8 protein-coding genes and 3 pseudogenes are annotated in these 13,229 nt (G+C 64.3%); 7 read left to right on the forward strand and 4 right to left on the reverse strand.

All coding sequences use genetic code 11. From position 1 onward, the window contains the following. Window positions 1–32: 32 nt before the first annotated feature. Together CBI38_RS32675 and CBI38_RS32680 are read right to left on the reverse strand one after the other, a co-directional pair. On the reverse strand, window positions 33–350 hold the full coding sequence (locus CBI38_RS32675) for a hypothetical protein (RefSeq protein WP_109335684.1): 318 nt from the start codon (window positions 348–350) through the stop codon (window positions 33–35). Window positions 351–1,317: 967 nt separating this feature from the next. Continuing rightward, window positions 1,318–2,363, reverse strand: a pseudogene (locus tag CBI38_RS32680) (IS110 family RNA-guided transposase). 373 nt (window positions 2,364–2,736) lie between these two features. Between CBI38_RS32680 and CBI38_RS32685 the strand changes: the two are divergent. The 4 genes and pseudogenes from CBI38_RS32685 to mihF form a co-directional block, all read left to right on the forward strand. After that, window positions 2,737–2,808: pseudogene (locus CBI38_RS32685) on the forward strand (integration host factor, actinobacterial type); the annotation flags it as partial. Window positions 2,809–2,966: 158 nt separating this feature from the next. Continuing rightward, window positions 2,967–4,683: pseudogene (gene istA, locus CBI38_RS32690) on the forward strand (IS21 family transposase). After that, window positions 4,680–5,495, forward strand: a complete 816-nt coding sequence (locus tag CBI38_RS32695) for an ATP-binding protein (RefSeq protein WP_109335685.1) — start codon at window positions 4,680–4,682, stop codon at window positions 5,493–5,495. Before istA ends, CBI38_RS32695 begins: the two are co-directional and overlap by 4 nt. After that, the gene (mihF, locus tag CBI38_RS32700) at window positions 5,485–5,808 is read left to right on the forward strand and encodes an integration host factor, actinobacterial type (protein ID WP_230990411.1); all 324 of its coding nucleotides are present in this window, start codon (window positions 5,485–5,487) and stop codon (window positions 5,806–5,808) included. Before CBI38_RS32695 ends, mihF begins: the two co-directional genes overlap by 11 nt. Before the next feature lie 442 nt (window positions 5,809–6,250). Here the strand turns inward: mihF and CBI38_RS32705 are convergent, their stop codons facing one another. Beyond that, window positions 6,251–6,592: a histone-like nucleoid-structuring protein Lsr2 gene (locus CBI38_RS32705; RefSeq protein ID WP_109335686.1), complete on the reverse strand. Its 342-nt coding sequence runs from the start codon at window positions 6,590–6,592 to the stop codon at window positions 6,251–6,253. Between the two features lie 167 nt (window positions 6,593–6,759). Here CBI38_RS32705 and CBI38_RS32710 point away from each other — a divergent pair, with 167 nt between their 5' ends. Then, window positions 6,760–7,773, forward strand: coding sequence for an ATP-dependent DNA ligase (locus CBI38_RS32710; RefSeq protein ID WP_109335687.1), 1,014 nt, complete (start codon window positions 6,760–6,762; stop codon window positions 7,771–7,773). Window positions 7,774–8,325: 552 nt separating this feature from the next. Here the strand turns inward: CBI38_RS32710 and CBI38_RS32715 are convergent. Beyond that, on the reverse strand, window positions 8,326–8,529 hold the full coding sequence (locus tag CBI38_RS32715; RefSeq protein ID WP_109336094.1) for a cold-shock protein: 204 nt from the start codon (window positions 8,527–8,529) through the stop codon (window positions 8,326–8,328). A 566-nt stretch (window positions 8,530–9,095) separates the two neighbouring features. Between CBI38_RS32715 and CBI38_RS32720 the strand changes: the two genes are divergently transcribed. Then, window positions 9,096–9,476 carry a MerR family transcriptional regulator gene (locus tag CBI38_RS32720; RefSeq protein WP_109336095.1) on the forward strand — a complete coding sequence of 127 codons (381 nt, stop codon included), beginning with the start codon at window positions 9,096–9,098 and terminating at the stop codon, window positions 9,474–9,476. 1,465 nt (window positions 9,477–10,941) lie between these two features. Further along, window positions 10,942–11,100, forward strand: coding sequence for a hypothetical protein (locus tag CBI38_RS38095; protein ID WP_162603321.1), 159 nt, complete (start codon window positions 10,942–10,944; stop codon window positions 11,098–11,100). The last annotated feature ends 2,129 nt before the right edge of the window (window positions 11,101–13,229 follow it).

The following is a 13,229-nucleotide window of genomic DNA, read 5'->3' on the forward strand; positions in this document are numbered from 1 at the left end:
TGAGTGTGCCCCGGCAGCGGCCAGCCGTTCCATCAATCGCACTCGGCTGTGATCGCCGATGCAGGACACCACTGGGTGATTTCGAGACTCCCCCGCTTGTTACCGGTGGGAATGGTGAACGTACATGCCGCCAGCCATTCGCCCCGGGAGGTACGCCCCCAAGCCCGGAGCAGTCCGCGGACTCGAACATCCAGGTCAAGCCCTTCGGCTCGCACTCGAAGGGGCAGGTCGTTCGCGGATCGTCCGCCGTCGTGAGCGATGGCGGCCGAGACGTCGACCATGACCCGCTGGGGTGGGTCGACGACCCGCCACGGCTTCGGGTCGTAGACCGACTCCCATTGTTCGAACACACATTCGATCCTAGCTGCTAACGTGATGGTCGCCGCCAGCGGCCGGCGAGGGTCCCTGTGTGTTCTGTCAAGAAGGTGCGCGTTCGAACATCGGGGCTTAAAGAGCTTGGTGCGGGTCGATGAGGGAAGCGTCGACCCGCACCTTTCTGCACTCTGTGACGCACCCATCCGCCGGTGATGGTTCGACATTCGGTCGGCGATGTGAGTCGCCTGCACACCCTGAACACGTCGACCCATCCATCCGTCAGCCCTCTGGGTGCCGGTGTCGTTCGTTCTCAGACGGTCAGCGTTCCTTAAGTGGAACGACCAGTCCGATCACGATTGCGGTCGGATGACCTCCTCTGGGACCCTCGAAGAATGGGCGTTGACGGATCAGCTCCACACGAAGAGCCAACCATCGAGATCCTCTCTGGAACGCTCGAAGAAGACCTCGAATGGAAGGTGACCTGCAGGTGGCAGGCGGCTGATCGATCAGCGCCGAAAGGGAACCTTTCGAACATCTCGATGTTCGCCGCAACGGCAAAAGGTTGCTGAGTAGCGGATTCGAGGGCCCTCCTCTCTATCCCGATTCCCCCGTCAACGAATGGCGCGGAACATCTGGCGATCTTCCCTACTTTGTGATGGTGCGAACGCATTCGAGCATTGATCAGGTGGTCGCCGTGACCGGCCGCGGCACCGAGGTCGAGCTCGCCCTTTCGGCCGTAGTTCCTGAATTTGAGCTGCGTTTTGCCTGCGCAGCTCTGCCCAACGGTGAGGACCCCGGCGTGTTGCTTGTCGCGAGAGAAGGGGAAGAGCCAGCGGTCATTCGCACACCTCCACCGCCGCATCGATAGCCCGGTGTGATCGATCCTTTTCGGGACGAGCCCCGACCACTACGGACACGCCTGGGCGCCGATCTCCGTCCCGGTGCAGGTTCCGCTACCGGCGAGTCGCCGGCGATCCAGGCTTGAGAAGCACTGCACTGAATCTATGCGGGTTCGGAGACCGCGTTGAGTTTTTCCAAGTGATCGTCTCTCATGGTGCGCCACAGTCGTTTCGCGACCTGGCGTTTGAGGCAGCGCATCGCTTCCCGTGGGGTTTTACGGTCGTCGATCTCGCGTCGGTAGTACTCATAGCCCGGGCTGCTGGAGGTGCGCGCCTGGGTGACGGCGACGATGTGGATTGCGGAATTGAGCGTGCGATCGCCTGTACGAGAGAGCCGGTGCCGTTGCTTGTCGGCGCTGGCCACCTCCACCGGTGCGGTGCCGGTGTAGGTGGCGTAGGCGGCCTCGTTCGCGAACCGGGTCGGGATTCCGGTCCGAGCGAGGATGCGGCAGGCGGTGACGGTGCCGACGCCAGGAATCTTCGGCAACTTGGTGCCGCACGCGGCCAGCTCGGTCCTGATCCGGGCGGTGAGGTCCTCTATCTGGAACCGGGTCCGACGGATGTCCCCGACGATGTCGAGCCCCACCTTCTTCCGCATCGCATCGGCCTGGCTGGCTGGCCGGATCCGTTTGAGCTGGTCGGCGGCGTCTTCGGTGTCGAAGTCCCGCTCGACTCCGCCTGGTAAAAGTTCCCGCAGGATCGCGTGGAGCTGGTTGATCAGGCGGCCGTTGTGTTTGACCAGGTCGATGCGGCGCTCGTCCAGGATGCGCAGAACATCGGTATGCCCTTCGGGGGCGACCGGCCGGAAATCGCCCTGGCTGAACGCGACGCACGCCGCGGCGGCCTCGTCGATCCGATCGTTCTTGCGCCGGCCACCACGGGAGTTCACGGACCCGGGCCGTCGCGGTCGAGGGCATCCACGACCGCTTCACCTCTACCGATGAGCCATTGGGTGAGGTGATGACCGAGCCCGGAGGCGTTCTCGACCGCCCAGATGCGGTCTGGCCACTGCTTGGACCAGGTCATCAGCTGGGCGTAGTCGTCGAAGGATGCGTTGATCCGTATCGAGCCGAGGTCCTTGTTGGAATCGGAGGCGACCGCTGTCGCGGTGTGAGTGGACTTGTGCGGGTCGATGCCGATCACGATCACCTGGCGTTCTCCTCTTCCGTGCTGGTGGACGGGGTATCCGCTGCTGGCATTCCGACTTACGGTCACCGCGCGGGTGACGTCCCTGTGTTGAGCCAAGCGGCGAACAGAGACCGCGGGAAGAGCAAGACCCTCTGTGAGCCAACCCTCCGGCCGGTCGGTCGAGTGGCAGGAAGCACCTCGAGCCATCCCCACGGTCTCCTACGGCACGCTACGAAACCCGTCGGTTCGAACACGAGCCGCCACGCCATACAAGTCGGAAGCGCAGGCCGCTGGCGTCGCGCTTCGCTTCCACGCCGCGTCGGCTTTCTACCTGGCACCATAAACCCCAAACCCGCCCATTCCTGGGCGATGAGAGTAACGAGGAGACCCGTATATGGCATTGCCCGTCTTGACCCCCGAGCAGCGTGCGGAAGCACTGGAGAAGGCCGCGGTAGCGCGTGTCGCCTGCCATGAGCATGGGACCGTCTTGACCTGATTTTTGCCACCCTCATGGGACCACTCGGATTGCCAGTTATGGGACCACCCGGCGCGTCGCGCCGAAGTCCCGTCGGATCGCTCGTTTGATCGTCGTGTCGGTATCCCCGGTCACGAAGGCGGACGGGCATGGCGTTTCGGGAGGTCAACGTGAACGAAGTCAAGGAAGTGCTCCGGGTATGGCTCGGGGTTCCCGGGTCCAGGCCGCCGGGGTTACGCACGATCGCGGCGCACTGCGGGGTGGACCGCAAAACGGCCCGGCGGTACATCGAGGCCGCCCAGGCCGCGGGCCTGCAGCGCACCGACGGGGTGGAGGCGCTCGACGACGGGCTGATCGGGGCGGTGATCGAGGCGGTGCGCCCGGCCCGCCCGAACGGACACGGGTCTGCCTGGGACCAACTGCTGAGGTTCGAGGACCAGATTCGGGCGTGGGTGGCCGGGGACGGGAACCATCCACCGTTGACGATCACCAAGATCGAGACCCTGCTGGCCCGCCAGGGCTGTGTGGTGCCGTATCGGACATTGCATCGATTCGCCACCGAGCGGTGTGGTTTCGGCCGCAAGGACACCACCGTCCGCATCGTCGACGGCGATCCGGGCAGTGAATGCCAGATCGACTTCGGCTACCTGGGCTATCTGACGGATCCGGAGACCGGGCGGCGCCGCAAGGTGCACGCGTTGATCTTCACCGCGGTGTACTCGCGGCACATGTTCGTGTGGCTGACGTACTCGCAGACCCTGGCGGCGGTGATCGCCGGCTGCGAGGCGGCGTGGGCATTCTTCGGAGGTGTCTTCAGGGTCCTCATTCCGGACAATCTCAAACCGGTGGTGGCCGACGCGGACGCGGTCAATCCGAGGCTGTCGCAGGGCTGGCTGGACTACGCCCAGCACACCGGGTTCGTCACCAATCCGGCCCGGATCCGATCCCCGAAGGACAAACCTAGGGTCGAAAGGGCCGTGCAATATGTGCGCGGAAACTACTGGGCCGGCGAAAACTTCACAGATATCGCCGAGGCGCAACAACGTGCCGAATCATGGTGCCGTGACACCGCTGGGATGCGGACCCACGTCCGCCACCGCCGCCCGCCCGCTCGAGGTGTTCGACGAGGACGAGGCACCGATGCTGCTGCCCGTCCCGCCGGTCTACGACGTGCCGATCTTCAAACAGGTCAAGGTGCACCGCGACTTTCATGCCGAGGTCGCGAGGGCGCTGTATTCGATACCAGGACAGTGGATCGGCAGTGTGCTCGAGGCCCGGGCCGACAGTGCGCTGGTGAAGTTCTACGCCCGCGGAACCCTGGTGAAGGTGCACCCCCGGCAGCCCGCCGGCGGGCGCAGCACCGACCCGGAGGATCTGCCCACCGAGAAGGTGGGATACGCGATGCGGGACCTGGACCGACTCGTCGCCACCTGCACCGGTCACGGCCGCGCCGTCGGCGTCTACGCGCAACGTCTGCTCGACGACCGGTTGCCCTGGACGCGGATGCGGGCGGTCTACCGGCTGCTCGGACTGGTCCGCCGCTACGGACCCGGCCCGGTCGAGTCCGCTTGTTCAACGGCGCTCGATCTAGATGTGGTGTCGGTGAGCAAGATCGCCTCGATGCTCGAACGCGCCACCGAGACCACCGCACCGCTACTGCCGGCCGCCGGGTCGGCGGCACCGTCCCGGTTCACCCGCGACCCCGCCGAGTTCGCCACCGACCGGACCGGCCCCGCCACGTCTGGGACCACCTCCGCCACGGAGAGGACCACCCCTGACACTTCTGGGACCGATAGTGCCACCGAGAGGACCGGGCATCTGACGGTGATCACCGGCGGCAACGCCGCCACGAAGGAGACACGATGACCACCCCACCCACACCGGTGGCGGGGCCGGTCGACCCGATCGGCGCCGACCTGATCGCCCTTCTCAAGGCCCTCAAACTCGGCGCCCTCAAGGACACCCTGCCCGAGCGACTCGCCCTGGCACGCCAGCACCAACTCAGCCACGTCGCCTTCCTGGAACTGATCCTCGCCGACGAAGTATCCCGGCGCGAATCACGCTCGGCCACTTTGCGGTCCGCGAAAGCCGGTCTGGATCAGTCGATGCGGATCGACACCTGGAACGCCCTCGACGACCTCCGTTACGACCGTTCCCTGCTGTCGGATCTGGTGTCGTTGCGGTTCGCCGAGGCCGGCCACTCGGTCCTGGTTCTAGGTCCAGTTGGAGTCGGCAAGTCCCACCTGGCGACCGCCCTCGGGCACGTCGCGATCCGGCGGCGGATGACGGTGCTCTGCGCTCGGGCGGACAAGCTGTTCGCCCGTCTGCGCGCCGCCCGGCTGGACAACTCGGTCGAGGCGGAGATGCGGCGCATCGCCACCGTCGATCTGCTCATACTCGACGATTTCGCGTTGCGCCCCTTAGATGCGACCGAGACCAACGACTTCTACGAGCTCGTGGTCGAGCGGCATCGCCGCAAGGCGACGATCGTCAGCTCGAATAGGGCACCTGATGAGTGGCTGTCGATGACCACCGATGCCCTGCTCGCGCAGTCGGCGATCGACCGGCTCACCTCCGCGGCGCACACCCTCGTCATCGAGGGCCCGTCTTACCGGCAACGCACCCGCCCCGGACGTGGTGCCATTGACAGTTCAGAAGGCGAGGTCGATGCTCGATGACACCTTCGGGTCGTCCCATGCTCGTGGCAACGAGGTGGTCCCATCACCCTGGCAAGCGACAGCGCGGAAAGCACGGACCGAACTGCTGTCCGCGGTAAAGGCCGGTGACCTCACTGTTTCCGATGTCCTCGCGAAGGCGGAGACGGACGAAATAGTCAAGAAGACCAAGGTGTCGGCGTTGGTCAAAGCCCTGCCTGGCGTCGGGAAGGTACGGGCAACGCAAATCCTCGAGGAGCTGGCGATCGCCGACACGCGCCGGATCGGTGGACTGGGTACGAATCAGCGTCAAGCACTCCTCGACATCACCGCCTGACACGGCAAAGACCGGAATATCGGCGCCATCGGCGCCGTTGAAAGACGCGACGGTGTTCGACCCAATGCCCCGGGTACCACATCAGAATCGTCGCTGCGAGCGACCACTTGCCGAGAGGCGCACTGGCGGGCACCGTCACCCTGACCGGGTCAGACCTACAGTGCGTAGCGTGCCCGGGCAGGCACCGAAGCCGCTGACACCACCAGGTGCCGGCGGCTTCCCACATCAAAGGCCCCCCGAAGCGCTAGGTCGGCTGGCTTGCCGTCCTGCATCAGCTCCGCCGATTCACACTGCCCGAACCCTCACGTCGACGCGACGCGTCGAGCGGGACCGTCTGGGGTAAGGCGTGGATCAGGCGTGCCCGGTAGTCCGGAGTATCGGGCGTGTTCAGGCCGCGCCCGGTTCAGCACGGAGCCGGCGCGGCCGCACCGTGCTGGAACGATCAGTGCGCTGCGTCGAACGCTTCCTGGACGTCGGCGGGGATCCGGCCGCGTGCAGACACTTCATAGCCACTCGCGGCCGCCCACTCCCGCACCTCCCGGGCCCGCGACCGGGCCCGCGCCGAGCCCGCTTTGGTGCCGGGACGGCGCTTCTCGCCGCCGACCTTGGTGGCATGTTCGATGTAGAAGTCCATCGTCTTGAGGAATTCGCGGGCGTTCTTCGTCTTCAGGTCGATCTCGTAGTCGACACCATTCACCGAGAACGTGATGTGCTCGCCCTCGCCGGCCTCGATGACACTGCCGTCGAGGTCGTCGACCAGCTCCACGACCGTTTTCCGCGCCACCTGTGCACTCCCCTTTCCTCCGGATACAGCCAGGCAGAGACTACTGCCCAGGCGACGGAAAGCTACCTGCTTCATTGTCGCGCAGGAAGACAATCACCACGGATAACGGCTCGTCGGGGCGGACAATCAGCGGATGGGCGAGGCCGACCGGGGGGCTGATTGCCCCGATGTTGGCGACCCTGGGCGCACCGCCCGAGGGTGAATCGAGCGGGTCGTGGGCGGCGGAGATCAAGTACGACGGCTGCCGACTGCTGGCATCGGCCGGGGGCCACGGCGATCCGGTTCTGTGGTCCCGAAACTTGAACGTGGTGACGTCGTCGTATCCGGAACTGGTCGAGGCCCTGGCCGCCACTTTCGGTGGCCGCCGAAGGGTGGTGCTCGACGGGGAGGTCGTCGCGTTGGGAGCCGATGGGCGGCCCTCGTTCGGCCGTCTGCAACGCCGCATGAACGTGGTGCGCCCATCGGCGGTGCTGCGCCGCCAGGTCACCGTCAATTTCTTCGCGTTCGACCTGCTTGTACTCGACGGCAAGGATCTGATGTCCGCGCCGTATCTCGATCGAAGGGCAGCGCTCGCCGAGCTCGTCCCCGCCCACGGTGCGGGTCTGCCGGTGCAAGCACCTCCGCATTGGCTCGGACTGAGCGCGGACACCATGCTCGGCGTGGCCCGCGAAACCCAGATGGAGGGGTGCGTTTTCAAGAAAATCTCATCAATCTATCTGCCCGGCAGGCGGACCCGGTCATGGGTGAAAACACTCGTCAGACAGAGAATTTCGGCCGTCGTCATCAGCTGGATCCCTGGCGGTGGGCCGCAGCGGACCGTAGTCGGCTCTCTCGTCCTGGGCGCCTATGACCGCGAGGGCGTTCTGGTCCATATCGGTCAGGTCGGCACTGGATTTACTGTCTCGATGCGCCGGCAACTGCGCGACCAACTCGAGCAGCTCGACCAGCCCCCTTACTGTCTCGTCAACCATGCCGACGCCCCTCGTGATGTGTCTTGGGTCGAGCCTCGGGTGGTCGTCGACGTCGAGTTCCGCGAGTTCAGCAAGGCCGGCGGTCTGAGACACTCCTCCTACAAAGGCCGCCGATCGGATATCGCGCCGGAGGCGCAAAATGCGATTTATTGCCGTAGCTGCGACATCACGCATCGCGCAAAGGTGACGTTTCTGCCCGTCGCCGCTTAGCGAGCCCGTGACAACCGATCGAGAGATCACCTGGGACAGCGACACAATCAATCCGCTGCCTTCCGGCCTGTCGGGCCTGTGACCCACCCGCATGCCAGCGAAGGCCCCCACCCACTACGGGATCTGAAGCAGCAAGCGCGCTGATCTCCAAGGAATCGACCCGATCGATAGTCTTCTCTCGTGTGTAACGCCGCCCTCCCTCCGCCCGCTACACCCAGCAGGCCGGAGCCCCGCGACGTAGCGACGAGCGCATGACCAACCCGTGGTATCCGCAATGGTGGGTTGATTTCGTGCCGGCCGTCGCCACGTGGTGGATGAGCGTGACGTGACGGAGGAACGAGAGAGGCACCGGAGATAACTTGCGCCTCGTCGCGGACAAGAGCCCTAGCACCTCTCGCGACCATCCTCACCCTCGTGGTCTAGATATCGCCCCCAGCCGCCGCAGCGTGACAAACCCGTGCCACATCAACCCCCTTGGATGCACTCCATCAACGATCCTCATCCGGCTGCCGAATGAGGACCGCACCCAACGGATGCGGTCCTCCAGAAATGCTAGACAGCCCGCACATTCGTGGCCTGCGGGCCCTTCTGCCCCTGGCCCACCTCGAACTCCACCCGCTGGTTCTCCTCGAGCGACTTGTAGCCGCTGCCCGAGATTTCCGAGTAGTGCACGAAGACGTCCGCAGTTCCGTCGTCGGGTGCGATGAAACCGAAGCCCTTCTCACCGTTGAACCACTTCACAATGCCCTGAGCCATGCCGATACTCCCTGCACCCACGATCCGGGAACCCACATCGGATCCCCGATCTCGATACCGCTGAATCTTGCCACCCGAAGAACGGTTCCGGACGACCGCACCCGAACCGAGGAAAGCGGACAGACTCCTCGACACCTACTGCGACTGTCGACTCTGCCACCTCGCCATCGACGAGAACCGATCCGCCGAGGGGATTGCCCGTCCATGTCGGAGCCAACGTGCCTCTCGACGCGTACGAAATACCTCGCCACTCGACTCCAGAATTTCTGTAGTGACGACTGTAGACATTGAGGATTCGTCGTTGTAGAGTTCCTGTCGTTGCAAGGAAAGAGTTCACGAAGTGCGGGAGAGAATGTACTGCCCGCAGAGCAGTACCGCAAGAGACGGCCGTGACGGGGCACGAGTTTGTGTGAGTGTGTGAGGCCCCGGCACCTCCGGCCGGGCGGTCGAGCAGCACGATGAGCTCGACCGCCGAAAAAGTGCAGTGAATAAGGGAAGTGAAAACCGCTCCGGCCCCCGGTGCCTCACGGCGCCGGGGGCCCTGTCCGTGTGAAAGGTGTTATCCCATTCCGGAAGATTCTCCCGAGCGCAGCCCGGCCGGGGACAAGCTCGATGACGAGGACTACCCGGCCTACAGCATGGGCCGCGCCGCCGAGATCCTCGGCGTAACCCAGGCCTTCCTCCGCAGCCTCGACGCCGCGAAGCTTCTCATCCCCGGACGCTCGGAGGGCGGTCACCGCCGCTACTCCCGATACCAGCTCCGCCTCGCCGCCCGCGCCCGCGAACTGATCGACCAGGGCACCGCGCTCGAGTCCGCGTGCCGCATCATCATCCTCGAAGACCAACTCGCCGAGGCCCGCCGTATCAACGCCGAACTCGAGCACACCCACCGCCCTGCGATGGACGGCCCCTCCCCGCGCCCGGTTGAAACACCTACCGACCGTTGATGGACGCCTGACACGATGCGGCGGGGCGGCCAGGCCGGCTCTTGGCTGAACCGACCTGGCCTGGACATGACCGGTACTCCGGAATATCGGGCACGTCTGAGGACGTGGCACCCGAGCGGGCGGCGTCCGACACTGCCGGTGAGGGACCGATCCACATGGGGGTCGGGGGATCCATCATGGGCTCGATCTTGAGCAGCGAACCGGGACTTCGAGGTCCACGATGCGAGAAACCGCCGGCACCTGGCGGGGCCTGGTCCGCTGATTCGAGGGAGCGCGTCAGGAAAGGCCCTCATCGTCAGTGCAACAGACGGGCGCCACATCGCCACTGTGTGCGGTGTCGACCACGAGCGGACGGCTGACGGCAGCGTCGCGGGGTGGCCGTACGCATCGATTGGTTTGCGCGGCAAACCAAGCCAACTCGGGCGAAGGGACCCCGCCGGGTATTTACGCCAGCGTGTCAATCAGCGGTTTCGTGGCCGCCGACCCGGAATTCTCGTGTCCACTGATCCGGAGAAACCGTGTCCGTCCAACCGGAGCGAACTGACCGCCTACAAGGGTTCTGACGTGTCCGTTGACACGCCGACGCCCTCATCGCGTCGGGTGGCGGTGCCGGTCAGTCCCGTTCTCCTCGGCGGGGCGTCCGGGTGCTCGTGTGCGGGGGTGAGAAGCGCGCCGCGTGGGTTCGCGGCCTGTCCCGGGGATGGATGAAGTACGGCTGGGGCGCGCCGTCACCCGTGTCGGCGGTGCACCCGATAATGGTGCGCACATCAGTCATACCGGCAACAGGAGAACAGGCCCATGCGCCGTCGTCCCCGGGTTTGATGTCACGACCGTGAACTTTCATCAGCGTGCTCGAGGAGCAGGTCGGGCACGTGCCTACGTGTGCTCCCCCATCCGAGCTGCACATCCACATCGGCTGTGCCGCCATCGAAATCACACCTCCGGAGCAAAGTCAGGCGCAACCACAGCCGATCGAGGTCCAACCGACTCGCATAGACCACAGGTCAGAATTTGTCGCCGAACAGCTCCAGCCCGCGTGATGCCGCCGCCGAGGATGACTCCGCACCCGTCGAGGTCACATCGTCACATACGGGTCTGGGCGGGTCCGAATGCCCCTCGAGATCGATGACCGAGCGGGACCCTGGGTTCCGCATACGCACGTCGGGCGGGTCCCCTGACCCAAAGGGGACCCGCCCGCGAGCACGAACCACCCGGTTACCAGGCGTGCATGGTTGCGCAGTGAAATGTGGCCTCGGCGTCAGGAGACATTTCCCGCCTGACGCAAGCCCACCGCGATGAGCCCACTTTGGGGGCTTTGCTTTGCGTGGGTGCCTACAGCTCGTGCTGGGCGCCACAACCGAGAGGTGGAATCTTCTCTTCCGGTCCGACCTTGGTCTGTCGTGGATCCGTACCTCTGGTCTACGCCGCATTTCCAGTTAAAGCAACAGTAAAATACGGTCGGTCATTGACGAACCTCGAGTCTTGGGAAGCGGGCATCGCCGTGACCATCGGTCTGGCGCTGCTGACTACCGTCGTGTGCGCCGTCTTCGGGTCGCTCGCGCTGGCTCGTCTCGTGTTCGCCGCGATCGCCGGCATTGCTGGTCTGATTGCCGCTGTCCTCTAACTTCGTTACCTGGCGGCATCCCGCCGGCGTCAGGGCGATACGCACGGGCACAGTCCCGCCACCGCTTCGGCCATCCACGCCGCCAGAAAAAGCTGGCGCTACTGCCGTCGGGAGCCGATCCGCGGGACGCCCATCAGCACCTGCGAGCGTAGGTGTGGCGGTCGCCGCCGAACCTACCGACCAGGTCATGCTCATCAATGCACACCGTAAAGTTGCATCCAGTGACCCTAACCGCCAACAACATTCGGTCTCGAGCATCGTCCGCGCCAATAAAGGCGCGACCACGAACTTGACGTGCAGCGGGAGCGGGTCAGCACCTTCAGCATTCCCGGATGCATCTCATGCGACCCGCCTTTCGCTCTCAATCCGCTCGCTTGGCACAGCCTGAACAGATCGAAGTGGTCGACAGCAGCACCCAAACCGAGATCGACCACTACCGGAAACGTGCGTGGCGTACGACACACTCTTGGAATGGACGTTGTTAGCGTCATACGATCTGTTTCGCACCGGCTGATCCGATGCGCAGGACGGCGGTGCCGCAACCCGTGAGTTGAATTTTATTCAGCCGTCACGCTTCGCGCTGCATCACCGATTCTCGAACTGCCGGTGTCGCGGCCCCGCCGTCCGCCAGCTCCGGCGGGGTTCCGCGTGCTCGGCGTCGGCGGCAATGCCTCATTCGGTCGTCTTCGCGAAGCAGTGCAAACCTCCCGTTTCGAGTTCGCAGTGTTGTAACCCTCTCCAGCCCTTGAGGATTCATTCAGCCTTGTTTCTCACCGCGATTGACGAGTGCTCCAAGGTCAAACGACGGTCGGATTTCATTGCATGGGAGCAAATTGCACCCTTACGGCACCGTCACCTCCGGGGGTGTCGTCAAACATGGCTTTCCGTAGATATAGAACCATTTCCGGAGAGATGCACCGCTCCCCCTCCCTGGACGTCGTCGTTGCACTACCATCATGAGTGGATGTGGGCGGAGGCCACATCACGCCGCAGGTTTGTTATGAAGTTTTAGCGATTGCCGCAGTTCGCCAAGGCGACATATGAACTCTCACCCTGGCCAACCCTGTTCCGGAATCTTGTCCCTCAGATTTCGCAGACGCTCGAACTTTCCCGCAGCATCAGGGTGATGCACCGTGCATCACCCATCTACCGCGTGATGCACCGTGCATCACTGCGTGGGCGAAGGCGTCGCGAAGCATCGGGAGGTAGACATCTCGAGCCTGTCTGGCGCAGGTCACCCTAATCGCTGCGTAAAATCGGAAGCCGCTTCTAGTCGTCGCGTCCGGTGGACTGCCGTACACCCACGGTCGGATTCGTCACGTGACGAAGACCGGCTAAAGTCCATGTCCTCGTTGCGGACCGCCGCCGATTTCTTAGTGCAGGCCTCCTGTGTCGCAGCGGCTGACACCCCGGCCATCGCTCGCCCGAGCCAAAGACCATTGTCATGGTGCATTCTGTTGGGTCAACCTGCGTATGGCCTCAGTCATCCCCAAGCAAGCCGACACCGCTATTGGATACGGCGATTCCTCAGGTCGCTCAGCGGCGAACTTCTCCCGCCAACCCCCCCGAGCCACCGGTGGCGTGGCCAAAAAGACGGGACGATCCTGGACTACCATCAACGATTTCACCTCAGCCTTACCAAGATTCCCTCCCCGTTGCGTCGACCCACCATCTCCGGGCGAGGTGCGGGGAATAGCCCGAAGCTGCGCACGCACTCGTCGCCGGCACCGCCCACGGAGGGCGGGTCAGGCCGCTCGGAGGAGCACTGCGCAGCTCGCAAGGACACGGTGTACGTCGCCATGAGTACGGGCGGCGTCTCGCGCGACGCTGAATACACCGGTCCACAGCTCGAGCGGCCCCTTGTCTCTAGTCCTATTCGTATGCCACTTGCCGAAGCTGAATCCTTAACGCGCACCCGATCTGCCGTGGCCGTTTACCCGGAATCGACAACAGCTCATTCTTTTTCCATCCCAGAGTCCATAACTCGACAACGTGTAGGATCGACCATCATGCGGTGATGCACCATGCATCATCGACCCACCCGGTGATGCACGGTGCATCACCTCGCGCACAGGTGATGCACCGTGCATCACAGAGACCTATCGCCCGGTATGAGATCGACCCGTTCC

This window comes from Rhodococcus oxybenzonivorans (assembly GCF_003130705.1).
GTDB lineage: Bacteria > Actinomycetota > Actinomycetes > Mycobacteriales > Mycobacteriaceae > Rhodococcus_F > Rhodococcus_F oxybenzonivorans.